General features: G+C 53.9%; 27 protein-coding genes. 21 read left to right on the top strand and 6 right to left on the bottom strand.

Annotation, left to right across the window (positions count from 1 at the left end; translation table 11 throughout):
• Positions 1-41: 41 nt before the first annotated feature.
• From ftsX to ftsY, 3 genes are read right to left on the bottom strand one after another with little or no spacing between them, the layout of a single operon-like run.
• Entirely contained in the window at positions 42-1,100 is a 1,059-nt protein-coding gene (gene ftsX, locus OGX92_RS07935) for a permease-like cell division protein FtsX (protein ID WP_003827568.1), read from the bottom strand.
• Positions 1,093-1,761: a cell division ATP-binding protein FtsE gene (ftsE, locus tag OGX92_RS07930; RefSeq protein WP_003023420.1), complete on the bottom strand. Its 669-nt coding sequence runs from the start codon at positions 1,759-1,761 to the stop codon at positions 1,093-1,095. The genes ftsX and ftsE overlap by 8 nt, the downstream gene beginning before the upstream one ends.
• A gap of 2 nt (positions 1,762-1,763) precedes the next feature.
• A complete protein-coding gene (gene ftsY / locus OGX92_RS07925) occupies positions 1,764-3,290 on the bottom strand; it encodes a signal recognition particle-docking protein FtsY (RefSeq protein WP_193134808.1) in 1,527 nt (508 codons plus the stop codon).
• A gap of 151 nt (positions 3,291-3,441) precedes the next feature.
• Between ftsY and rsmD the strand changes: the two genes are divergently transcribed.
• Complete coding sequence (gene rsmD / locus OGX92_RS07920; protein WP_003827565.1) at positions 3,442-4,038, top strand: 16S rRNA (guanine(966)-N(2))-methyltransferase; 597 nt, start codon at positions 3,442-3,444, stop codon at positions 4,036-4,038.
• Entirely contained in the window at positions 4,028-4,303 is a 276-nt protein-coding gene (locus OGX92_RS07915) for a DUF1145 family protein (RefSeq protein ID WP_003023415.1), read from the top strand. Before rsmD ends, OGX92_RS07915 begins: the two co-directional genes overlap by 11 nt.
• A gap of 99 nt (positions 4,304-4,402) precedes the next feature.
• Here OGX92_RS07915 and OGX92_RS07910 read toward each other — a convergent pair whose 3' ends face one another.
• Complete coding sequence (locus OGX92_RS07910) at positions 4,403-4,762, bottom strand: DUF2500 domain-containing protein (protein ID WP_003827560.1); 360 nt, start codon at positions 4,760-4,762, stop codon at positions 4,403-4,405.
• A gap of 141 nt (positions 4,763-4,903) precedes the next feature.
• Between OGX92_RS07910 and OGX92_RS07905 the strand changes: the two genes are divergently transcribed.
• Both OGX92_RS07905 and zntA read left to right on the top strand, forming a co-directional pair.
• A complete protein-coding gene (locus tag OGX92_RS07905; protein WP_003827558.1) occupies positions 4,904-5,530 on the top strand; it encodes a lysoplasmalogenase in 627 nt (208 codons plus the stop codon).
• Positions 5,531-5,604: 74 nt separating this feature from the next.
• The gene (zntA, locus tag OGX92_RS07900) at positions 5,605-7,803 is read left to right on the top strand and encodes a Zn(II)/Cd(II)/Pb(II) translocating P-type ATPase ZntA (protein WP_063941402.1); all 2,199 of its coding nucleotides are present in this window, start codon (positions 5,605-5,607) and stop codon (positions 7,801-7,803) included.
• Positions 7,804-7,901: 98 nt separating this feature from the next.
• On the opposite strand, the gene tusA is transcribed toward zntA, so the two are convergent.
• Positions 7,902-8,147, bottom strand: a complete 246-nt coding sequence (tusA, locus tag OGX92_RS07895; RefSeq protein WP_003827551.1) for a sulfurtransferase TusA — start codon at positions 8,145-8,147, stop codon at positions 7,902-7,904.
• 169 nt (positions 8,148-8,316) lie between these two features.
• Here tusA and OGX92_RS07890 point away from each other — a divergent pair, with 169 nt between their 5' ends.
• Both OGX92_RS07890 and OGX92_RS07885 read left to right on the top strand, forming a co-directional pair.
• Positions 8,317-8,982, top strand: coding sequence for a 7-cyano-7-deazaguanine/7-aminomethyl-7-deazaguanine transporter (locus OGX92_RS07890; protein ID WP_003827549.1), 666 nt, complete (start codon positions 8,317-8,319; stop codon positions 8,980-8,982).
• 72 nt (positions 8,983-9,054) lie between these two features.
• Positions 9,055-9,612: a DcrB family lipoprotein gene (locus OGX92_RS07885; protein WP_126956415.1), complete on the top strand. Its 558-nt coding sequence runs from the start codon at positions 9,055-9,057 to the stop codon at positions 9,610-9,612.
• Positions 9,613-9,615: 3 nt separating this feature from the next.
• Here the strand turns inward: OGX92_RS07885 and OGX92_RS07880 are convergent, their stop codons facing one another.
• Entirely contained in the window at positions 9,616-10,833 is a 1,218-nt protein-coding gene (locus OGX92_RS07880; protein WP_286586415.1) for an MFS transporter, read from the bottom strand.
• Positions 10,834-10,966: 133 nt separating this feature from the next.
• Here OGX92_RS07880 and OGX92_RS07875 point away from each other — a divergent pair, with 133 nt between their 5' ends.
• The 15 genes from OGX92_RS07875 to OGX92_RS07805 all read left to right on the top strand — a co-directional run bounded on the left by OGX92_RS07875 (position 10,967) and on the right by OGX92_RS07805 (position 23,932).
• Positions 10,967-12,013, top strand: a complete 1,047-nt coding sequence (locus OGX92_RS07875; RefSeq protein WP_003827543.1) for an AI-2E family transporter — start codon at positions 10,967-10,969, stop codon at positions 12,011-12,013.
• A gap of 470 nt (positions 12,014-12,483) precedes the next feature.
• On the top strand, positions 12,484-12,861 hold the full coding sequence (locus OGX92_RS07870) for a hypothetical protein (RefSeq protein WP_122973818.1): 378 nt from the start codon (positions 12,484-12,486) through the stop codon (positions 12,859-12,861).
• Positions 12,862-12,929: 68 nt separating this feature from the next.
• Positions 12,930-13,991: a class I SAM-dependent methyltransferase gene (locus OGX92_RS07865; protein WP_003827540.1), complete on the top strand. Its 1,062-nt coding sequence runs from the start codon at positions 12,930-12,932 to the stop codon at positions 13,989-13,991.
• 40 nt (positions 13,992-14,031) lie between these two features.
• Positions 14,032-14,754, top strand: a complete 723-nt coding sequence (locus OGX92_RS07860) for a beta-ketoacyl synthase chain length factor (protein WP_003827539.1) — start codon at positions 14,032-14,034, stop codon at positions 14,752-14,754.
• On the top strand, positions 14,751-15,566 hold the full coding sequence (locus OGX92_RS07855; RefSeq protein WP_003827538.1) for a lysophospholipid acyltransferase family protein: 816 nt from the start codon (positions 14,751-14,753) through the stop codon (positions 15,564-15,566). Before OGX92_RS07860 ends, OGX92_RS07855 begins: the two co-directional genes overlap by 4 nt.
• Complete coding sequence (locus tag OGX92_RS07850) at positions 15,547-15,804, top strand: phosphopantetheine-binding protein (RefSeq protein WP_003827537.1); 258 nt, start codon at positions 15,547-15,549, stop codon at positions 15,802-15,804. Before OGX92_RS07855 ends, OGX92_RS07850 begins: the two co-directional genes overlap by 20 nt.
• 12 nt (positions 15,805-15,816) lie before the next feature.
• On the top strand, positions 15,817-16,068 hold the full coding sequence (locus tag OGX92_RS07845; protein WP_003827536.1) for an acyl carrier protein: 252 nt from the start codon (positions 15,817-15,819) through the stop codon (positions 16,066-16,068).
• A 6-nt stretch (positions 16,069-16,074) separates the two neighbouring features.
• Positions 16,075-16,656 (top strand): COG4648 family protein, encoded by a 582-nt coding sequence (locus OGX92_RS07840; RefSeq protein ID WP_003827535.1) that lies wholly within the window; start codon positions 16,075-16,077, stop codon positions 16,654-16,656.
• Positions 16,653-18,014: an AMP-binding protein gene (locus tag OGX92_RS07835; RefSeq protein WP_286586413.1), complete on the top strand. Its 1,362-nt coding sequence runs from the start codon at positions 16,653-16,655 to the stop codon at positions 18,012-18,014. The genes OGX92_RS07840 and OGX92_RS07835 overlap by 4 nt, the downstream gene beginning before the upstream one ends.
• Positions 18,001-18,354 (top strand): ApeI family dehydratase, encoded by a 354-nt coding sequence (locus OGX92_RS07830; protein ID WP_003827533.1) that lies wholly within the window; start codon positions 18,001-18,003, stop codon positions 18,352-18,354. The genes OGX92_RS07835 and OGX92_RS07830 overlap by 14 nt, the downstream gene beginning before the upstream one ends.
• A complete protein-coding gene (locus tag OGX92_RS07825; RefSeq protein ID WP_286586411.1) occupies positions 18,345-20,036 on the top strand; it encodes a glycosyltransferase family 2 protein in 1,692 nt (563 codons plus the stop codon). The genes OGX92_RS07830 and OGX92_RS07825 overlap by 10 nt, the downstream gene beginning before the upstream one ends.
• A 3-nt stretch (positions 20,037-20,039) precedes the next feature.
• Positions 20,040-20,462: an acyl-CoA thioesterase gene (locus tag OGX92_RS07820; protein WP_003827529.1), complete on the top strand. Its 423-nt coding sequence runs from the start codon at positions 20,040-20,042 to the stop codon at positions 20,460-20,462.
• Positions 20,459-21,064 carry a LolA family protein gene (locus tag OGX92_RS07815; RefSeq protein ID WP_003827526.1) on the top strand — a complete coding sequence of 202 codons (606 nt, stop codon included), beginning with the start codon at positions 20,459-20,461 and terminating at the stop codon, positions 21,062-21,064. The genes OGX92_RS07820 and OGX92_RS07815 overlap by 4 nt, the downstream gene beginning before the upstream one ends.
• Positions 21,033-23,351, top strand: a complete 2,319-nt coding sequence (locus OGX92_RS07810; protein ID WP_218667117.1) for an MMPL family transporter — start codon at positions 21,033-21,035, stop codon at positions 23,349-23,351. The genes OGX92_RS07815 and OGX92_RS07810 overlap by 32 nt, the downstream gene beginning before the upstream one ends.
• Entirely contained in the window at positions 23,348-23,932 is a 585-nt protein-coding gene (locus OGX92_RS07805) for a DUF3261 domain-containing protein (protein ID WP_003827523.1), read from the top strand. Before OGX92_RS07810 ends, OGX92_RS07805 begins: the two co-directional genes overlap by 4 nt.
• Position 23,933 lies beyond the last annotated feature (1 nt).

The following is a 23,933-nucleotide window of genomic DNA, read 5'->3' as shown; positions in this document are numbered from 1 at the left end:
GCGAACTACTCAGTGCAGGGAAAGATTATACCAGAGATTTTTTAATCGGGGGTAAAGTGGCGTAAATGTTGAACCGTGGCAAGCCAGGCTGCCACCCAGCCAATCATTGAGCACACCAGCAGCAATAACAGGCACTCGTCGAATGATAAGCCATTGATATCAAACTTAGTTCCAAATACCTGTGCCACCTCAGTCACCGCTGACGACAGACGCATCACCAAAATTTCTGACAAAATCAGTGAAAGAAATGCACCGGAAAAACCGAGCAGTGCACCGCCGTAGAGGAACGGACGCAGGATAAATCCATCCGTCGCGCCAATCAGTTTTTGCACGTTAATGGTATCGCGACGCGCAAAAATACTCAGCCGCACGCTGTTACCGATGACGAGGAAGACCGCCGCCACCATCAGCACGCCGATCATCGCGGAAACGCGTCCGACAAGGCCCGTCAGCGCCGCCAGGCGAGCGAACCAGCTGTCATCCATTCGCACTTCATCAATACCGTTGATTTGTGCGATGCGGTCACGCAGCGTGTTCAGCGACTCCGTACCCTGAAAGTCCAGTTTCGGGATAACAACCGCCACGGCCGGAAGCGGGTTCTCTTCAAGCATATCCAGCGCGCCGCCAAAGCCAGACCAGTTACGGAATTCGCCCAGCGCGTCGTCACGGGAAAGATAATTCACTTTCTCCACGCCCTGTTCGGCCTGCAACTGACCAACCACCCGCGCCGCCGCATCATCATCCAGCGTTTTTTGCAGATAAACGGTGATCTGCGGAGACGGATAATACTGGCTTGCCGCATGGTTTACGTTCTTATAAACCATGTAGCACACGCTAGGCAGCGTCAGGGAGATGGCAATGACCATCACCGTCAGAAACGTCGCCAGCGGCTTGCTTTTCAGGTCCTGTAACGCGCCCTGAAACGCATAACGTACCTGCTCGTTAAAGACATTGGTTTTACGCGAATTCGGCTTTGGCGCGGCTTTCGCACGCTTTGGCGCGTTGCGACCGCCGTCACCCGACGCACCGCCCGATTTACGAAAGCGATCCAGTCGGCCACCGAACTGTTTGATTTGGTTAATAGCGTCACGTCTATTCATGCGCCAGGCCTCCATGCAGATGTCCATCGCTCAGAACCATTTGGCGATAGGAGCGACGGGAGATCAGGCCAATATCGTGCGTGGCCATTAATACCGTGACCCCGACGCGGTTAAACTCTTCGAACAGGCGAAGGATCCCTTCTGACAGCGCGTCATCCAGGTTCCCCGTTGGTTCATCCGCCAGCAGCACCGCAGGTTTGTTCACCACCGCGCGGGCGATGCCGACGCGTTGTTGTTCACCGCCGGAGAGTTGAATCGGGAAGTTTTTCGCTTTGTCCAACAGCCCGACCTTATCCAGCGCCGCTGACACGCGACGACGAATATCATCCCCGCTGGCGCCCGCGATGATCAGCGGGATTGCCACATTGTCAAACACGGTTCTGTCCATCAACAGGTGGTGATCCTGAAAAATCATGCCAATCTGACGACGCAGAAACGGCACTTCACGGTTTTTCAAACGGCTGATGTCATGCCCGCTAAAGTAGATTTTCCCGGCGCTGGGCCGTTCAATTCCACAAATCAGCTTCAGCAGGGTACTTTTCCCCGCGCCGGAGTGGCCGGTCAGAAACGCCATCTCGCCAGGCTGCATATGGAAGGTCACTCCCTGCAGCGCTTGTCTCCCACCGAGATAGGCCTTGCTGACATGTTCAAAGCGAATCATTGTTAATCCTCTCGGGCAAAAAGTGCCTCTATAAAATCGTCCGCTTTAAACGGACGTAAATCCTCGATACGTTCACCCACACCGATATAGCGGATAGGGATGCCAAACTGATCGGCAACCGAGAAGATAACCCCGCCCTTCGCCGTACCGTCCAGCTTGGTCAGGGTGATACCGGTTAAGCCCACCGCTTCATGGAACAGTTTGGCCTGGCTTATCGCATTCTGCCCGGTGCTGGCGTCGATAGTCAGCATAACTTCATGCGGCGCATCTTCGTCCAGCTTCTTCATGACGCGAACGATTTTTTTCAATTCTTCCATCAGGTGCGATTTATTCTGCAAACGCCCTGCGGTATCAGCGATCAGCACGTCTACGTTACGCGCCTTCGCCGCCTGGATGGCATCAAAGATAACGGACGCGGAATCCGCGCCAGTATGCTGAGCAATCACCGGGATGTTGTTACGCTGACCCCAAACCTGCAGCTGTTCTACCGCCGCCGCACGGAAAGTATCACCTGCCGCCAGCATTACCGATTTACCCTGCTGCTCAAACTGACGCGCAAGCTTACCAATAGTGGTGGTTTTGCCCACGCCGTTGACACCAACCATTAAGATAACAAATGGTGTTTTGCCATCAACGTTCAGCGGTTCGTCAACCTTCGCCAGAATCTCGCCCATCTCTTCTTTCAACAGACCGTACAGCGCTTCCGCATCTTTAAGCTGCTTGCGGCTGGCGCCTTCCGTTAGATTCGCAATGATCTTGCGGGTCGTTTCTACACCCACATCAGCGATCAGCAGCTGCTCTTCCAGCTCTTCAAACAGATCATCGTCGATTTTTTTACCACGGAACAGACTGATAAATCCGGAACCGAGGTTTTCTTTTGTTTTCAGCAGGCTGCGTTTCAGACGCGCAAAGAAACCTTCTTTGGTCGGTTTTTCCTGCTCCTGGACCACCTCTTCTTCTACCGGTTCTTCTACAGCAGGTTCTTCTACCGGCACCACCATAACCGCTTCTTCAGCCGCCTCAGCGGCCAGCGCCTGTGCTTCCAGCTCTTCGTCGGTCAGCTGCGGTTCGTTTTCAGCTTCTTCTTCAGCCGCCTCAACGATTTCCACGGTTTCCGCTTCGGCCTGCCACTCTTCGGCAGTAACTTCTTCGGTTTTCACCTCTTCCGGCAGCGGCAATTCTTCGCGTTCGATAACCACCGCAGCTGGCGTTTCCACTACAGTTTCAGCAACGGATTCAGCAACCGGCTCAATCTCCGGCTGCGCTTGTTCGGCGACAGGTTCTTCTTCCTGCTGCAGTTTTTCGATTTCCGCAACCTGTTCAGTTACTTCAACGACTTCAGCTGCAAAGGCTTGCGTTTCAGCCTCGCTACGGGTTTCCTCAACGTGCGGCTGTTCGTCAACGACGGTAGTTTCTTCAGCAACCGGTTGTTGTTCTTCATTTTTTACTTCTGTCTCGTTTTCCGGTGCCTGCTCTTTTTGACCAAAGCCCAGCCAGGAAAAAAAGCCACGTTTTTTCTCTTTCGCCATTTGCGACTACACTCCCCCGCTGTTGCTTCATGGCACAGCGTCAACGCTATGTACATAGCAGCTAAAAAAATGATGAAATAGTCTATCACTTAACTTAACTCACATCACCGCCTGGAATGACATGCTATAGGCGGATTGAGCAATAATAGAAATGAAAAAACCGAATCACTCTGGTAGCGGCCAGATCCGCATTATTGGGGGGCAATGGCGTGGCCGTAAACTCCCGGTTCCGGACAGCCCCGGCTTACGTCCGACCACCGACCGTGTGCGCGAAACATTGTTTAACTGGCTGGCCCCGGTAATGGTCGATGCTCACTGTCTGGACTGCTTCGCCGGCAGCGGCGCGCTGGGGCTGGAAGCCCTCTCTCGCTATGCGGCAAATGCGACGCTTCTGGAGATGGATCGCGCGGTATCTCAGCAGCTACAAAAGAATCTCGCCACGCTAAAAGCCTCCCATGCCCGCGTCGTCAATACCAATACGCTGACATTTTTGGCTCAGGCAGGTACGCCGCATAACGTGGTATTTGTTGACCCGCCGTTTCGCAAAGGATTACTGGAAGAAACATTAACTCTTCTGGAAACTCATGGCTGGCTGGCAAATGAAGCGTATATTTACGTTGAAAGCGAAGTAGAAAACGGCTTACCGCCGGTTCCGGTGAACTGGTCGCTATACCGTGAGAAAGTCGCCGGACAGGTCGCCTATCGCCTGTACCAACGTGAAGCACGAGGAGAGCACGATGCTGATTAACCTGGGACGCCTGCTGATGCTGTGCGTCTGGGCATTTTTACTACTGAATATTTTCCAACCCTTTCCACGCCCGCTTAACATCTTCGTTAACGTCGCACTGATATTTATGGTGCTGATGCATGGCATGCAGCTGGCGCTGCTAAAAAGCACCATGCCTAAAGATGGCCCGCAGATGACCAACGGAGAGAAAATCCGTATTTTTCTGTTCGGCGTCTTTGAGCTACTGGTGTGGCAGAAGAAGATTAAAGATCAGTTGAAGAAGTAGCTGTGATCTTTTCGCCCGGCGGCACGTTGCGGGCCGGGGCGAAAAATCTGTAGGCCGGATAAGGCGTAAGCCGCCATCCGGCATCAGTCAGATAACACCTTAGCGTTCAAGCGTAAAATCAACAAATCGCGAACCTTTGTAACTCAGCGTGCCTTTATCCCCGACCGTTAACGCGTGGTACTGCTGCGCATCAAGACGAAACGTCTGCTCCATCCCCCCATTTTGTGGCTTAAAGCTGGCTTCATAGCGCATGCTGGTACCTGCCGGGCTCACTTCCTGCTGGCGGGATCGCCGATCGTTAAGCGGTTTTTCCCGTTTGTTACTTACCACCACCTGCTTTTGCATCAGCGGTGCCGTATCATTATCGGCTTTTTCTCGCCGCTGCTGAACAAAGCGAAACGACGCAGCGATAACGATTAAGACAATGATAACAATGAAAAAAAGTGGTGGCTTGCTCATATTATTAACCCATCAGAAAATGCGGAAATAAGCATACATCGCCTGTTATGGTGTTGTCATCTGGCTGTGTCGACCTCTACACTGGACAGTAGAGCCGTGAGCACCCCGCTTACGAAAAAATAACGAATTCAAGGAACTAAGATGCTTTGGTCGTTTATCGCTGTCTGTCTTTCCGCATGGTTGTTCGTGGATGCTTCCTATCGTGGACCTGCCTGGCAACGCTGGGTCTTTAAGCCCCTGACGTTACTCCTGCTGGCACTGCTGGCCTGGCAGGCGCCAATGTTTAACGCTATCAGCTATCTGGTGCTGGCTGGCCTGCTTGCCTCGCTGCTGGGCGATGCGCTGACGCTGTTACCGCGCCAACGCCTGCTGTACGCCGTGGGAGCATTCTTCCTGTCGCATCTGCTGTATACCATTTACTTCGCCAGCCAAATGACGCTGTCGTTCTTCTGGCCTTTGCCGTTGGTGCTGGTAGTGCTGGGGGCGTTGCTGATCGCCGTGATCTGGACGCGTCTGGAAGAGCTGCGTGTCGCTATCTGCACCTTCATCGGCATCACGCTGATGATGGTCTGGATGGCCGGTGAGCTGTGGTTCTTTCGACCGACCGCCCCGGCGCTGTCGGCATTTATGGGCGCATCCCTCCTGTTCATCGGCAACATTGTCTGGCTGGGTAGCCATTACCGTCGCCGCTTCCGGGCCGATAACGCCATTGCCGCCGCCTGCTACTTCGCCGGGCATTTCCTGATTGTTCGTTCGTTGTATCTTTAAAACGCTTGACTCTGGAGTCGACTCCAGAGTGTATCCTCCGGTTAATACGAAATGATTATCAACCGGAGGATGCCATGTCGACACCCGATACCCGTGGCAAAAAAGTCCCACAATTCTCTTCTTTCAAGCCAGCGCCTGCGCCACAAAAGGTGGATGACTGCTGCTGCGAAGGAAGCTGCTCCACAACACCAACCGTATCCGATACCGTAATAGGTACCCGCTATTCCTGGAAAGTGGCGGGCATGGACTGTGCAGCTTGCGCCCGCAAAGTAGAGAATGCGGTCCGCCAGGTCAGCGGCGTCAACCAGGTCCAGGTTCTGTTCGCCACTGAAAAACTGGTGGTCGATGCCGGTTCCGATATCCGCCAGCAAGTTGAAAACGCGGTGCAAAAAGCAGGCTATACCCTGCGCGATGAGCACGCGACGGAAGCCGCCCCCGAGTCACGTTTTAAAGAAAACCTGCCGCTGATTTCGCTGATTATCATGATGGCGATTAGCTGGGGGCTGGAGCAGTTCAATCACCCCTTCGGTCAGATAGCGTTTATCGCCACCACGCTGGTCGGCCTGTATCCCATTGCCCGTCAGGCCCTGCGTCTGATGAAAACCGGCAGCTACTTTGCCATTGAAACGTTGATGAGCGTCGCCGCCATTGGCGCACTGTTTATCGGCGCGACGGCGGAAGCCGCTATGGTGCTGCTGCTGTTTTTAATTGGCGAGCGTCTGGAAGGTTGGGCCGCCAGCCGCGCCCGTAAAGGTGTCAGCGCACTGATGGCGCTCAAACCGGAAACCGCCACACGCCTGCGTAACGGCGAGCGCGAAGAGGTGGCTATCAATACCCTCCGCCCTGGCGATGTTATTGAAGTTGCCGCGGGTGGGCGTTTACCTGCCGATGGCAAACTGGTCTCCGGCTTTGCCAGCTTTGATGAGAGCGCCCTGACCGGCGAATCGATCCCGGTTGAACGCGCCACCGGCGAGAAAGTCCCGGCGGGTGCCACCAGTGTGGATCGTCTGGTAACGCTGGAAGTGCTCTCAGAACCGGGTGCCAGCGCCATTGACCGTATTCTGAAGCTGATTGAAGAAGCGGAAGAACGCCGCGCTCCCATTGAGCGCTTTATTGACCGTTTCAGCCGGATTTACACTCCAGCCATTATGGCGGTTGCGCTGCTGGTCACCCTCGTACCGCCACTACTGTTTGCCGCATCCTGGCAGGAGTGGATTTATAAAGGGCTGACGCTGCTGCTGATTGGCTGCCCTTGTGCATTGGTGATTTCAACGCCCGCAGCCATTACCTCTGGTCTGGCCGCCGCGGCGCGTCGTGGGGCGTTAATCAAAGGCGGGGCCGCGCTGGAACAGTTAGGTAGAGTTACGCAGGTGGCGTTTGATAAAACCGGCACCCTGACCGTCGGTAAACCACGCGTCACGGCGATTCATCCGGCAAGCGGTATTGGTGAGGCTGAACTGCTGGCACTGGCGGCAGCGGTAGAGCAAGGCGCGACGCACCCGCTGGCACAAGCAATTGTTCGGGAAGCGCAAACGCGCGAACTGACTATTCCTGTCGCAAAAGAGCAACGGGCGCTGGTTGGCTCTGGAATTGAAGCGCTGGTCGACGGCGAGCGCGTGCTAATTTGCGCCGCAGGCAAACAGCCTGCCGACGCCTTTGCCGGACAGATTAGCGAGCTGGAAAGCGCGGGCCAAACGGTGGTGCTGGTGCTACGTAACGATGCCGTTCTCGGCGTGCTGGCCCTACAGGACACGCTGCGCGATGACGCTCGCAGCGCCATCAGCGAGCTTAATCAGATTGGCGTGAAAGGCGTGATCCTGACCGGCGATAACCCGCGTGCGGCGGCCGCCATTGCCGGTGAACTGGGCCTCGAATTCAAAGCGGGACTCTTGCCGGAAGATAAGGTGCAGGCCGTTACCCATCTTAACCAACAGTCGCCGCTGGCGATGGTCGGCGACGGCATCAACGACGCCCCGGCAATGAAAGCGGCTACCATCGGCATTGCGATGGGAAGCGGGACCGACGTCGCGCTGGAAACCGCCGATGCAGCCCTGACCCACAACCGCCTGCGTGGTCTGGTGCAAATGATTCAGCTGGCGCGGGCCACCCATGCCAATATTCGCCAGAACATTGCGATTGCGCTGGGTCTGAAAGGGATTTTCCTCGTCACCACGCTGCTCGGGATAACCGGATTGTGGCTGGCGGTGCTGGCGGATACGGGGGCAACGGTACTGGTGACCGCTAACGCGCTGCGGTTGTTGCGTAAAGGGTAGTGCCTGTTTCTCGCCTGATGGCGCTTCGCTTATCAGGCCTACAGGTTACTCAGTCTTTATAGGCCGGAGAAGCGTTAGCGCCATCCGGCATAACAAGATTACTGCCCTTTGCGCACCAGATAGCGGTACGGCAGCGAGTCGGTCTCTTTGGCCACCAGCTCATGTTCCATAAAGGTACAGAAGCCAGGAATATCGCGGGTTGTTGCCGGATCGTCGGCGACAATCAGCAGCGTTTCACCGGCCTGCATGCCGCGTACGGTTTTACGCACCATCATTACCGGTTCCGGGCAGCGCAGCCCCTGGGCATCAAGAGTATGGTCGGGGGAAGTAAACAGGTCGCTCATCGTCGTCTCATTCATACAAAAACGGCGTTATTTTACGCTCTGTTGTGGCGTAAGCCAATCAGGTTAACGATTGCGTGAAAAACAACCATTGCAATGTGCTCTTAAAGCAGTATCATGCGACGGTTTTTTTATTGGGTTCCCTCACCCCATCCAACAAAAAGGTCACAATATGACTCCGTTTACACAAACTCAGCGCGTAAAAGCGTTGTTCTGGCTATCGCTATTTCATCTGCTGGTGATCACCTCCAGCAACTATCTGGTGCAGCTTCCAATCTCCATTTTTGGTTTCCATACCACATGGGGCGCGTTTAGCTTTCCGTTTATTTTCCTCGCGACCGACCTGACCGTGCGTATTTTTGGCGCGCCGCTGGCTCGACGTATCATCTTTGCGGTTATGATCCCCGCGCTGCTGATCTCCTATGTCGTTTCATCACTGTTCTATATGGGATCGTGGCAAGGATTCGGCGCACTGCTGCACTTTAATCTGTTTGTCGCCCGTATCGCCGCTGCCAGCTTTATGGCTTACGCGCTGGGACAAATTCTGGATGTGCATGTCTTTAATCGCCTGCGTCAGAACCGTCGCTGGTGGCTGGCACCGACGGCGTCCACGCTGTTTGGCAATATCAGCGATACGTTGGCCTTCTTCTTTATCGCCTTCTGGCGCAGCCCGGATGCCTTTATGGCCGAGCACTGGATGGAAATCGCACTGGTCGATTACTGCTTCAAAGTGCTGATCAGCATTATTTTCTTCCTGCCAATGTATGGCGTGCTGCTGAATATGTTACTGAAAAGACTGGCAGATAAATCTGAAATCTCTGCATTGCAGACGAGTTAAAGGTTCATTTTCCGAGTTGTGATAAGATGGACGAATGAGCCGTTATGGCCGTTTATCGAAAGGAAGAAGTCAATGCGCAATCTGGTTAAATATGTCGGTATTGGCCTGCTGGTTATGGGGCTTGCGGCCTGTGATAATAGCGAGACAAAAGCGCCAGCCGAGGGTGCTGCCGCAGAAAGTAACGCCACCGGACAACCGGTCAGCCTGCTGGACGGCAAACTCAGTTTTTCCCTGCCAGCTGATATGACCGATCAGAGCGGCAAGCTGGGCACCCAGGCGAACAATATGCACGTATATTCTGACGCAACCGGCCAGAAAGCGGTGATTGTGATTGTTGGCGACAACACCAACGAAGATCTGGCTGTGCTGGCAAAACGTCTGGAAGATCAGCAGCGTAGCCGTGACCCTCAGCTGCAGGTCGTCACCAATAAATCTATTGAGTTGAAAGGCCACACGCTGCAGCAGTTAGACAGCATCATCTCGGCCAAAGGCCAGACCGCATACTCTTCCGTGGTGTTGGGTAAAGTGGACAACCAACTGCTGACGCTGCAAATCACGCTGCCTGCTGACGATCAGCAAAAAGCGCAGACTACCGCAGAAAACATCATTAACACGCTGGTTATCCAGTAACGGTTAAGACGATGACGCGGCCTCCAGTGACACCACCTGAGGCCGTTTTTTTAACCGCCAGGTCAGCAATAATGCCACCGCTACCAGCCCTGCCGCCGCCAGATAGATAACCGGCACACCCGCCCACGTCATGACCAGCCCGGCCAGCGGCCCGGTAACCCCCAGCGATAAATCCATAAACACCGTGTAGGTCGCCAGCGCAGCGCCCTGATTTTGCTGAGGAACGGCTTTTACCGCCACCACGCCCAGCGCCGGGAAAACCAGTGAGAACCCAGCCCCGGCCAGCAGAACGCCGATTTTCGCCATCCACGGCATCGAAGCCATCCCGACCAGTAACAGCCCGACAATCTCGACGCTAAAGCAGATCATCGCCACATTCAGCCCGCCTAAGCGGTTGATACCATTTGGGAACAATAAACGAGTACCGACAAACGTGCAGCTAAAAAGCGTCAGCGCGAATGCGGCGCCATCCCAGCCTTTGGCATCATAGAACAAGGTAATGAAGGTAGCGATTACCCCAAATCCAGCGGAGGCCAGGGCCAGCGCCATGCCGTACAACCAGACGCGCCCAAGCACCGCGCGAAATGGCAACGGTTTGCCTTTGCTGGCCTTCACCGCCGGACGAGGGAGCGCCAGCAGGATTGCCAACAGCGCCACGCCCATCACGGTCAGCGCCAGCCCCTGTAAGCCACCCCAGGCATAAAACAGAACACCCAGCGGCGCGCCTATCGCCATCGCGCCATAGGTCACGATGCCATTCCAGGAAATCACCCGTCCGATGTGCATTGAGCCAACCACCCCCACGCCCCACAGCGTAGAGCCGGTCCCGGCAAAGCTTTGCCCGATCCCGAGAATCACGCGCCCCAGACATAGCAGCAGCAAACTGGCCAACGGCCAGCCGTTCGTTGATCCCGCCAGTAAATAGCCCAGGCCACTTAAAAAGCAGCCGCACAGCCCAAATACCACAATCTTCTTTGGCCCCAGCAGATCGGCATAGCGACCGGCATGCGGACGGCTCAGCAGCGTAGCGAAATATTGCAGGCTGATGACCAGCCCAGCCCAGAAAGCGCTAAATCCCATTACATCATGGACGTAGCCAGGCAACACCGCGAGCGGCAGGCCGATGGTCAGGTAGCTGGCGAAGTTAAACATCACCACAGAAACAATACGCAGGTTCAGGCGTAAACCGCTAAGCGTCGGTTCAGCGACGGGTTCGGGCATGGAGGGTCACCACGTTTTCACAACAGTGTTTCATTTCTACCATGTTGCAGAGCAGAAATCAGTAGCCAGTTTAGGAATATCAGTCGCAAGCCAGCCGCTACACTTAATGCAAAAACGCAAACAGGAAGAAGACATGATAACCACCCAGCCCGATAAAACGGGTTTGCACATTTTGCTCAAACTGGCCGCTCTGGTGGTGATCCTCGCAGGTATCCATGCTGCGGCGGATATCATTGTGCAGCTGCTGCTGGCCCTCTTTTTTGCCATTGTATTGAATCCACTTGTCACCTGGTTTATCCGCCGGGGAGTCGGTCGCCCAATCGCTATTACCTTAGTCGTGGTGGTGATGCTGATCGTTCTTACGGCGTTGGTTGGCGTGCTGGCGTCATCAATCACTGAATTCATGGACCTGCTGCCAAAATACAATAAGGAGCTAACGCGCAAGGTTCTGTATTTGCAAGAGATGGTGCCTTTTCTGAATCTGCATATGTCCCCGGAGCGCATGCTGCAACGCATGGACTCTGACAAGCTGATGACCTTCACAACCACGCTGATGACGAGTCTTTCTGGTGCCATGGCCAGCGTCTTTCTGCTGGTGATGACGGTAGTTTTTATGCTGTTTGAGGTGCGTCATGTCCCCTATAAGATGCGTTTTGCGTTGAATAATCCGCAAATCCACATTGCGGGGCTACATCGGGCGCTGAAGGGCGTGTCACACTATCTGGCGCTGAAAACGCTGCTCAGCTTATGGACCGGTGCCATAATCTGGCTGGGACTGGCACTGATGGGGATTCAGTTTGCTCTGATGTGGGGTGTACTGGCATTCCTGTTGAACTACGTGCCCAACATTGGCTCGGTCATTTCCGCCGTCCCGCCCATGATCCAGGCACTGCTATTTAATGGCATTTACGAATGCGTGCTGGTTGGCGCACTGTTTCTGGTGGTGCATATGGTGATTGGCAACATTCTCGAACCCCGAATGATGGGGCATCGGCTGGGATTATCGACGCTAATCGTCTTCCTCTCTCTGTTGGTATGGGGATGGCTGCTCGGTCCGGTCGGCATGTTGCTCTCCGTGCCGTTAACCAGCGTATGTAAAATCTGGATGGAAACGACCACAGGCGGCAGCAAACTGGCCATTTTGCTGGGGCCAGGCAGGCCCAAAAGTCGGCTTCCCTGAAAAACTACCAACCGAGGTAGTTTTTATATTTTTATATGACCGTTAAAATGACGCCAACGTAGTTATATATAGAAGCTTATCTTAAATAAAGAGTGAAAGGGATTTCATTCTTTATAAAGAATATACATAAGCCAAGATGATGGTTTCTTTGCCAAAACGCATAAAAAAAATGAATCCCCCCAAAGCATTTAACGTAAACTATCTACTTATCTTTAAAGGTTATTTTATTTGATACATTTTCTCTAAAAATCTATACTTCTCGCCAATGATGATGCTGAAAAATTTCCGTTGAAGAAAGTCCTGGGGTATTACTATCCGGTCATCTCATTACCTTGCTACCAATCATATGAAATAAAATGCTAATTTAGCTTAAATATAATCATAGGCAATACAAGGTGCCCATGATTTCGGAGTTTATTATTTAACACGTATAAACGGTACTTTGATAGGGAGCTTTAATGAAACAGTATATTAAGTGGTTTGCGGCCATTGCCGTTGTCGGTGCTCTGGCGGGTTGTGCACGTACTGCGCCGATTGATCAAGTTCACACCAGTGTGAGCGCGGGACATACTCAGGACCAGGTTAAAACCGCGATCCTGAAAGCCGGTATTCAACGCCAATGGGTCATGTCTGAAGTCGGACCAGGTGTTATTAAAGCTCGCCAACAAACCCGCGATCATGTGGCTGAAGTCCGTATCACTTATACCGCCACCAGCTATGACATCAAATACGACAGCAGCCTCAACCTGCAGGCCTCTGGTGGAAAAATTCACAAAAACTATAACCGCTGGGTACGCAATCTGGATAAAGACATCCAGCTTAATCTTTCAGCCGGTGCCAATCTGTAATTATGCCTAAAGTCGGGCCGAAAAGGCCCGATACTCTTATTATCTGCCATTTAACAGGTTGTCCCCACATGTACGAACAGGATTCGCTTAGCGCACTGGATGCCATTACTGAAGCACAACGTATCGCCTTTGCCCCTATGCTTTTTCAAACCGCGTTGTGTCTGCGAAATGCGGGAGTACTCACCTGGCTAGACAAGCAAGGTAAACGCGGCGCCACGCTCGACGAAATTACCGAAAACAGCACCATCAACGAATATGCCGCCAGCATCCTGTTGGATATGGGGTTAAGTGGGCGAATCATTACCCACAAAGAAGGATATTATTACCTCGCTAAAGTCGGTCATTTTCTTTTACATGACACGATGACGCGCGTGAATATGGACTTCACTCAGGATGTTTGCTACCAAGGATTGTTCTATCTTGAAAATGCGTTGAAAGATGGAAAACCCGCGGGACTAAAAATTTTTGGCGACTGGCCAACAATCTATCCTGCGCTATCACAATTACCGCTGGCTGCGCGTGAAAGTTGGTTTGCTTTTGATCATTACTATTCAGATGGCGCATTTGATGCCGCATTGCCATATGTATTCGCCAGCGCCCCTGCAACCCTGTACGATGTCGGCGGAAATACCGGAAAATGGGCATTACGTTGTTGTCAGCATGATGACAATATTACAGTCACCCTCTTAGATTTGCCGCAACAAATTGCACTTGCCCGCGAAAATATAGAAAATGCAGGATTATCTCATCGCATAAATTTCCATGCTGTGGATATGCTTAGCGACTCGCCTTTACCTGACGGCGCTGATATCTGGTGGATGAGTCAATTCCTGGACTGTTTTTCCCCGGAACAAATTATCGCTATGCTAAGCAACGTTGCTCGGGTGATGAAGCCAGGCGCGAAGCTGTGCATTATGGAGCTGTTTTGGGATGCCCAAAAATTTGAGGCGGCCTCATTTAGCCTGAATGCGTCTTCGCTTTATTTTACCTGTATGGCGAATGGCAACAGCCGTTTCTACAGCGTAGAGAAGTTTTATCACTATCTGAATCAGGCAGGTTTTCAGGTAGATGAACGCCACGATAACTTAGGTGTTGGGCATACTTTATTGATATGTCAGAAGAAAAAATAAGAAACAATCGGAACAACCGATTTACCGCGGATACGCGTTGATGAAATTTGCTTTCAATATTATCGACTGGCAGGCCAGGGCGCCTGGGTTAAGCGAAACAGAACAGTGGCATGAATGGTCACGGCTTTCGCACGCCATCGATCCCACCGCGCCGTTGGCTAAGCTCAATGAGTTACCGATGATGACAGCTCGCCGCCTCAGTTCCGGCAGCAAACTGGCCGTCGATTGCGGTCTGGCGATGTTACGTCGTCATGATATCAATGCCGTTTTGTATACCAGCCGCCATGGTGAACTGGAGCGTAACTACAGGATCCTGCACGCTCTCGCGACTGAGCAGGCGCTCTCACCGACCGATTTCGCCCTCTCTGTCCATAACTCTGCTGTGGGTAACCTGACCATCGCCGCGAAAAAACCGATTGTCTCCTCCTCGCTTTCTGCTGGCAGGGATACATTCCAGCAGGGGTTATGCGAAGTCATCGGGCTGTTGCAGGCGGGATATCAGCGCGTATTGATGGTCGATTTCGACGGTTTTCTGCCCGAGTTTTATCACCCACAGTTACCACCAGACATGCCAACATGGCCGTTTGCCGTCGCGCTGGTTATTGAATCCGGTGATAGCTGGCAATGTGAAACCCGTCCACACAGCGCACAGAGCGAGACAACATTGCCGCAAAGCCTGTTGTTTTTACAACATTACTTACAAGATGCCAGGGCGTTTACCCTGCCTGGCGAACGCGTACAGTGGCAGTGGAGTCAGGGATGAGCACGATGATCCTGCGGCTTAACCGGGTATGGCGACTGGTGATGACCGGTTTTTGCTTTGCCCTGTTTGGCCTCGGCGGGCTCCTCCTGTCTACGATTTGGTTTAACGTCCTGCTGATCGCGGTATGGGATAAAGCCCGACGTCGGCGTATCGCCAGACGCAGTATCGCTGCCAGTTTTCGTCTCTTCTTAACCGTGGCGAAGCGGCTAGGCGTGCTGGATTACCAAATTGAAGGACGAGACATTTTACGCAACGAACAAGGGTGTCTTGTCGTCGCCAACCACCCGACGCTCATCGACTATGTCCTACTGGCCTCGGTCATGCCAGAAACCGACTGTCTGGTGAAAAGTGCACTACTAAAAAATCCTTTTCTCGGCGGCGTAGTCCGGGCCGCAGATTATCTGATTAACAGCCAGGCTGATGCGCTATTGCCCGCTTGCCAGCAACGTCTGGAGCAAGGCGATACCATTTTAATTTTCCCCGAGGGAACCCGTACACGCCCCGGAGAAGCAATGACGTTACAGCGTGGTGCAGCAAATATCGCCGTGCGCTGCAGCAGTGATTTACGCATAGTGACTATTAACTGCAGCGAACAAATGCTGGATAAAGAAAGCCAATGGTACAACGTCCCATCTGTAAAACCGATGTTTACCATTTCAGTACACGAACGGGTTAAGATCGACCAATTTTACGACGCAAACTCACAAGAACCGGCGCTGGCCGCAAGGCAGTTGAACCGGCATCTTTTGCTTCAATTACAACCAGGTACTTTACCTCTTTCAGGAATTAATGATGCAAGCGCTTTATCTTGAAATCAAAAATCTCATTATAACGACATTGAATCTCGACGAACTGACAGCTGATGATATTGAAACCGAAGCGGCACTCTTTGGCGATGGCTTAGGTCTGGACTCAATCGATGCCCTGGAGCTGGGTCTGGCGGTGAAAAACGAGTATGGCGTGATCCTCTCAGCAGAGAGCGAAGAAATGCGTCAGCACTTCTTCTCCGTCGCCACGCTGGCATCTTTCATTCACGCGCAACGTGCCTGAGGATAGTCCGTTATGACCGAACAAAAAGCCATTTACGCTGAAGTTTCCTCGCTGCTGGTCAAGCTGTTTGAAGTTGATCCGCAAGATATCAAGCCTGAGGCGCGCCTGTACGAAGATTTGGAACTCGATAGCATCGATGCCGTCGACATGATCGTGCATCTGCAAAAGAAAACCGGTAAGAAAATCAAGCCGGAAGAGTTCAAAGCAGTACGCACCGTACAAGATGTCGTCGATGCGGTAGAACGCCTTCTCAAAGAAGCGTAATTCTCCGTGTCGGGCACACGCTCGTTGCCAGTCGTACAACTGCTGACAGGTCTACTGTTGCTGGCCTGGCCGTTTTTGATCTGGTTTGGCCTGGCGCATAACAGTCTGCACTGGTTGCTACCGTTGATGGCGCTACTCCTTTTTTTACGCTTTCGCCAGACCCGGCGACAGGCGGGGCCGCTGCGCGTCGTGACACAGGTAGTGGCGGTCGCGGGTATAACCTTGTGCATTGCCAGTTATCTGCTCAAAACGCACCAGCTGCTGCTGTTTTATCCGGTAGTGGTAAACGCCGTTATGCTGTCGGTTTTTGGTGGATCGTTATGGTCAGCAATGCCCATTGTTGAACGTCTGGCACGACTGCGCGACCCAAATCTGCCCGATGCGGGCGTGCGCTACACGCGCCGTGTGACACAAATCTGGTGCGCCTTTTTCATCATCAATGGCAGCGTTGCGCTCTTTACCGCACTGAATGGCGATATGACCCTGTGGACCACCTGGAACGGCATGGTTTCCTATCTGCTAATGGGAACATTGATGGTAGGCGAGTGGTTAATTCGCCAACTGGTGATAAAACGAGATACCCAATGAAGCAGCCCCTCACACTCGCTCAATGGCTCTGTGCCCCACGTCCGGACGACGTTCCTGTTGCGTGGCAGGAAGAGCATACCTGGACGCTTGGCCATCTGCGCCATGATGTGGCCCAGTTGCTAGCATATCTGCGACAGCAGGAAGGTGAGCGCTGGGCATTGTGCTTCGAGAACAGCTATTTATTCATCGTCGCACTGCTGGCAACACTCCATGCCGGCAAAACACCGGTGATCCCAGGACATTGTCGCGTTTCGTTGTTAAACGAGCAGCACTTGCTGTTTGACGGCGTACTGAGCGATAAAGCGATGGACTGGCAGGGAACGCTGCGGGTGGTCAGCTCCGCCATGACATCCGTGGCTCACGACATCACGTTCCCGGCAATACGCAGTGACGCCTTTGTGGAGCTATTCACTTCCGGTTCGACCGGCCAGCCGAAACGCGTGATCAAACTGATCGCTCGTCTGGATAGCGAAGCGGCATTGCTCGCTACACGCTTTGCCGATCGTCTGGCAGGTTGCCGGGTGGTCGCGTCAGTGGTACCGCAACACCTGTATGGCCTGACGTTCCGTATATTTTTGCCGATGGCCTTAGGCCTGCCGCTGCACGCGGCGATGCTTTGGTATGCCGAACAACTGGCGGCACTGAGCGCTGAGCATCGGTATGCGTTTATCAGCAGCCCGGCGTTTCTGAAACGCCTCGACCACAACCTGACACCGCCGCCGGTAGAACTGATTCTGTCTGCGGGCGGTATGCTGCCCTGGCAGGACGTCACGCAGGCTGCTGACTGGCTTAATGTCTGGCCCGATGAGATCTACGGCAGCACTGAAACCGGGATCCTTGCGTGGCGCTATCGCCACCAGGATGATGTGGCATGGCTGCCTTTTCCCGGCGTCAGATTCCAGCCAGAAGACGACGCATTTCGTGTGTTTTCACCGCTAATTAACGCTGATGATGGCCTGTTACTCGATGATGTTCTGCAGTTTATCGAAAACGGACAGTTCCGCCTGATGGGCAGACGCGGGCGGGTGGTCAAAATTGAAGAGAAACGCATTTCACTCAGCGAAGTGGAGCAACGTTTACTGGCACTGGATGGTATCTGTGAAGTCGCGGCATTGCCGGTCTCACGTGGAGGACGTCAGGGCGTTGGCGTCCTGCTGGTACTGAATGACGAAGCCCGGCAACGCTGGCTTGAGTGCGGTGGTAAACCGCAAGAACTGACCTGGCGACGTTCGCTGCTGCCCTGGCTGGAGCCTGTCGCGGTTCCCCGCTACTGGCGGGTGATTGATGAGATTCCGGTCAACAGTATGAACAAGCGTGTCTATGCGCAATTACAGGAGTTATTTCATGAAACCCCATGAAATCGAGCGCCATCAGGCACTGCCTCATCAGGCTGAGATTGTTTTACAACTCGACCCGTCTCTGTTTTGGTTCAGCGGGCATTTTAGCGTGCAGCCACTGCTGCCGGGCGTTGCACAGCTGAACTGGGCGATGGATTACGCCACCACGCTGCTGGTCCCAGGCTGGCGTTTTCACAGTATTCAAAACGTGAAGTTCCAGTCACCGCTATTGCCAGAGGCCACTGTCACCCTGAGTCTGAGCTGGCAGGAAGCGCGTCAGATGCTCTCTTTTAGCTACCAGCGCCACGACGGTGACGTGCGCCATACCGCCAGCAGCGGGAAGATTCGGTTATGCCGCTGACCTTTTCCCCGTGCGTGTTGATCCCCTGCTACAACCACGGCGCGATGATGTCAGACGTGTTGGATCGTCTTCGGCCGTTCAATCTCCCCTGCATTGTGGTGGACGATGGCAGCGACGAGACTACACGAGATGAACTGGCACGCCTGGCGGCAGAATACAGCAATCTGACGTTAATTCGCCTGCCCATTAACGCAGGCAAAGGCGCAGCGGTTATTCGCGGAATGCAGACGGCGGCAGATGCCGGGTTCAGTCATGCCGTGCAGGTCGATGCCGACGGGCAACATGCCATTGAAGATATTCCCAGGCTGCTTGCATTGGCAAAAGAACATCCGACAGCACTGATTTCCGGACAACCGATTTACGATGATTCGGTTCCTCGCTCGCGCCTGTACGGTCGTTGGGTAACCCATATCTGGGTGTGGATAGAAACGCTCTCGTTGCAACTCAAAGACAGTATGTGCGGCTTCCGGGTATATCCGGTGGCCCCTACGCTGCAACTGGCACAGCGCGTAACGCTCGGCAAACGGATGGATTTTGATACTGAAGTGATGGTGCGCCTCTACTGGCAAGGCAACACCAGCTATTTTATCCCCACGCGAGTCACCTATCCGCAGGACGGGCTATCCCATTTCGACGCGCTTAAAGACAATCTGCACATTTCATTGATGCACACTCGCCTGTTCTTTGGCATGTTGCCACGCATCCCCTCCCTGCTTTGTCGTCGTTCATCGACACACTGGGCGCAGCAACAGGAAGTCAAAGGGTTGTGGGGAATGCGCCTGATGCTGCTGGTCTGGCGTGTACTGGGTCGCAAAACCTTCTCCCTGCTGCTGTATCCGGTCGTCGGCGTATACTGGCTCAGCGCTTCAACTGCCCGAAAAGCCTCTCAACGCTGGATTAGCCGCGTAAGGGCGCAACTGATCACACGGCGGATGCCAGTACCGCCAAACCTGACCAGTTATCAGCATTTCCTGCGTTTTGGCGGCGCGATGCTGGATAAGATTGCCAGCTGGCGCGGTGAGGTGCACTTCGGTCGCGATGTGATTTTTGCACCAGGTGCAGAAACGACGCTGAATATCAGCGATCCTCGGGGAAAACTGCTACTGGCTTCACATCTTGGCGATGTCGAGGCCTGTCGGGCACTGGCCCAGCTACAGGGCAGTAAAACAATCAATGCGCTGGTATTTAGCGATAACGCCCAACGCTTTAAACAAATCATGCAAGAGATGGCCCCGCAGGCTGGATTAAATCTGCTCCCGGTGAACAGTATTGGTCCAGATACTGCCATTCTGCTCAAAGAGAAACTGGAGCGCGGTGAATGGGTAGCCATCGTAGGCGATCGCATAGCAGTCAATCCCCAACGCGGCGGCGAGTGGCGCGTGTGCTGGAGCCGCTTTATGGGGCAAAACGCGCCATTCCCTCAGGGCCCGTTTATTCTCGCGTCTATTTTACGCTGCCCTGTAGATCTGATTTTTGCCCTGCGCCAGCAGGAGAAACTCCACATCTACTGCGAACCGTTTGCCGACCCACTGCTCTTACCGCGCGCCACACGACAACAGGCATTACAGAATACTGTCGATCGCTACGCCGAACGCCTTGAGCACTATGCGCTTCAGTCGCCCCTCGACTGGTTTAACTTTTTCGATTTCTGGCAACTGCCGGATACCAATGACAAGGAGTAAAGGGTGCTTAACGATCCCCGCTTTACGGCTGAAGTCGAGCTAACTATTCCGTTTCACGACGTCGATATGATGGGCGTAGCGTGGCATGGTAACTACTTCCGTTACTTCGAGATTGCCCGTGAGGCACTGCTGAACCAATTCGATTATGGCTATCGGCAGATGAAAGAATCTGGCTATCTGTGGCCCGTGGTCGACACTCGGGTGAAGTATCGCAATGCGCTGACTTTCGAGCAGCGTATCCGTGTACGCGCCCAAATTAAAGAGTACGAAAATCGCCTGCGTATCGGCTACGAAATTTTTGATGCCGAAACAGGTAAACGCGCCACAACAGGCTACACCATCCAGGTCGCCGTCGACGAAAAAAGCCGTGAACTGTGCTTTGTCAGCCCGGATATTCTGTTTGAACGGATGGGAGTGACACCATGAAATTATGGCCATTGCTCGTGCTGCTCGTCAGCCCTTTCGTCAGTGCCCTGACGCTCGACTCCCTACAACAGCGTTTTACCGAACAACCGGTGGTTCGCGCCCACTTCGATCAAACCCGGACGATAAAGGATCTGCCGCAGCCGCTGCGATCTCAGGGCAAGATGTTGATCGCCCGCGACCAGGGGTTGCTGTGGGATCAAACCTCCCCGTTCCCGATGCAGCTGCTGCTGGACGACAAACGGATGGTTCAGGCAATTAACGGTCAACCACCGCAGACCATTACCGCTGAGAATAACCCGCAAATGTTCCAGTTTAATCATCTGCTACGGGCGTTATTCCAGGCGGATCGTAAAGTGCTGGAACAAAACTTCCGCGTGGAGTTTGCAGACTTAGGAGAAGGTCGCTGGACGCTACGCCTGACGCCAATCACCACACCGCTGGATAAGATTTTTGCGACGATTGATTTAGCCGGAAAGACTTACCTGGAGAGCATTCATCTCAACGATAAGCAGGGGGATCGCACCGATATCGCGCTTTCCCAACACCAACTAACGCCAGCGCAACTGACCGATGACGAACGCCAACGCTTTGCCGCCCAGTAAACGCCCCGCGCTGTTATGGGGAGTCGTCTGCCTGCTTCTGCTGGGCATCTTTCTGACGTTGCTACCTCAGGCCCGCCTTAACAGCAGCGTGCTGGCCATGTTGCCAAAGCAGACGCTGGGCGCTATACCTCCGGATCTGAACGAGGGATTTATGCAGCGCCTTGACCGTCAGGTGGTCTGGCTGGTGAGTCCCGGTAAGCAACCGGACCCAGCGATAGCCCGGGACTGGCTGGCTTTACTGCAAAAATCGCACGCGCTAGCCCAGGTAAAAGGTCCAATGGATGCCGACAGCCAGCAGGCCTGGGGGGCATTCTTCTGGCAACATCGTAACGGACTGATAGATAACGAGACCCGCGACCGGCTGCAAAACGGCGGCGAAGCACAGGGCCAGTGGATCCTGTCCCAACTTTACTCCGCATTCTCCGGCGTCAGTGGCAAAGAGCTACAAAACGATCCCTTCATGCTGATGCGAGGCTCGCAGCTGGCCATGGCCAAAACCGGGCAGCGTCTGCGCCTGATGGACGGCTGGCTTGTCACCCAGGATGAGCAAGGCAACTATTGGTATCTGTTACATGGCGAGTTGACCGGCTCATCGTTTGATATGCAACAGACGCATCAATTGGTCACCACGCTGAATACGCTGGAAAGTGAGCTCAAAGCCCACTATCCACAGGCTCAACTGCTGTCTCGCGGGACGCTGTTCTATAGCGATTACGCCAGCCAGCAGGCGAAACAAGATATCTCTACCCTCGGCATAGCCACTGTGCTCGGGGTGATCCTGCTCATCGTGGCTGTATTTCGTTCGCTGCGTCCGCTGCTGCTGTGCCTGATTTCGATTGGCATTGGTGCGCTGGCGGGGACCGTCGTCACGCTGCTGATTTTTGGCGAGCTCCATCTGATGACGCTGGTGATGAGCATGAGCATCATCGGTATTTCCGCCGACTATACGCTCTACTATTTGACCGAACGGATGGTGCACGGTGCGGAAACATCGCCATGGCAAAGCCTTGCCAAAGTGCGCAATGCCCTGCTCCTGGCTCTACTCACCACCGTAGCGGCTTATCTGATTATGATGCTGGCCCCCTTCCCCGGTATTCGCCAGATGGCGGTATTCGCGGCGGTAGGTCTGAGCGCCTCCTGCCTGACGGTCATTTTCTGGCACCCGTGGTTGTGTCGTCGGTTGCCGGTACGCCCAGTGCCGGCAATGGTACTCATGCTACGCTGGCTTGCTGCATGGCGGCGGAATAAGAAATTATCCGTTGGCCTGCCGGTGGCGCTGGCGTTGTTCTCGTTGGCAGGTATGGCGACGCTACGCGTAGACGATGATATCTCCCAGTTACAGGCGCTGCCGCAGGAAATTCTTGCTCAGGAAAAAGCGATTACCGCCCTGACCGGGCAAAGCGTCGACCAGAAGTGGTTTGTGGTGTACGGCAAATCCGCTCAGCAAACGCTGGAGCGGCTGGAAACCTTTATCCCCGCGCTGGAACAGGCAAAAAAAGACGGGTTACTCAGCGGATATCGCACCATTCCGCTGAATTCACTCGCCCGGCAACAGCAGGATCTGTCTCTGCTAAAAGATGCCGCGCCCGCCATCACGAAAGCCTTAAACAACGCCGGTCTGGCAACGGTGAACCCCGATCTTAGCGCCATGCCCGTAACCGTCGATGCCTGGCTTGCCAGCCCGGCCAGTGAAGGCTGGCGCTTGCTATGGTTGTCTCTGGCTGATGGCGAAAGCAGCGTACTGGTTCCCGTTGAAGGGGTGAAACAAAGTGATGCTTTAAATACGCTCAGCGCGAAATATTCCGGCGTGGCGTGGGTGGATCGTAAGAGCAGCTTTGACAATCTGTTTGCCCTTTATCGCCATATTCTGACCGGTCTGCTGTGCATTGCGCTGGCGGTGATTGCCTGTGGCGCCGTCATTCGGCTTGGCTGGCGTAAGGGCTTAATTAGCCTGGTCCCCTCAGTGCTGTCTTTAGGTTGCGGTCTGGCGGTACTGGCCCTGAGCGGTCATGCGCTCAACCTGTTCTCGCTGCTGGCACTGGTGCTGGTACTGGGAATTGGCATTAACTACACGCTGTTTTTCAGTAATCCACGCGGTACGCCACTGACATCGCTGCTGGCTATCACGCTGGCGATGATGACCACGCTCCTGACGCTCGGCATGCTGGTCTTTAGCGCCACTCAGGCAATCAGCAGTTTTGGCATTGTGCTAGTGAGCGGTATTTTCACCGCCTTCCTGCTGTCACCGCTGGCTATGCCAGGAAAAAAAGAGAAAAAAAGAAGATGATTAAACAGACATTCTGGCGTACCGCTGCGCTCGTCGCCACGTTGCTGCTGGCCGGTTGCAGCCACTCGCAGCCGGAACAGAAAGGCCGCCCGCAAGCCTGGTTAGAGCCGGGGACTCGTGTAACGCTACCTGCCCCGGGGATTTCTCCCGCGGTGAATTCACAACAGCTACTAACCGGAAGTTTCAACGGCAAAACTCAGTCACTGTTGGTCATGCTCAATGCTGATGACAAGAAAATCACACTTGCCGGGCTGTCATCAGTCGGCATTCGCCTGTTCCTCGTGACTTACGATGAAAAAGGACTGCACACCGAGCAATCGATCATCGTTCCACAATTGCCGCCAGCCAGCCAGGTGCTGGCTGACGTGATGCTCAGTCACTGGCCGATTAGCGCCTGGCAACCGCAATTACCCACAGGCTGGACGCTCGTCGATACGGGTGACACGCGTGAGCTGCGCAATGCCCGCGGCAAAGTGGTCACGGAAATCACGTATCTGAATCGAAAAGGAAAACGCGAACCGATCAGCATTGAACAGCACGTTTTTAAATACCACATCACCATTCAATACCTGGGTGACTGAG

This window comes from Citrobacter sp. Cpo089, from assembly GCF_030332695.1.
Lineage (GTDB): Bacteria > Pseudomonadota > Gammaproteobacteria > Enterobacterales > Enterobacteriaceae > Citrobacter > Citrobacter portucalensis.
This window is presented reverse-complemented; position numbering and strand designations above follow the sequence as displayed.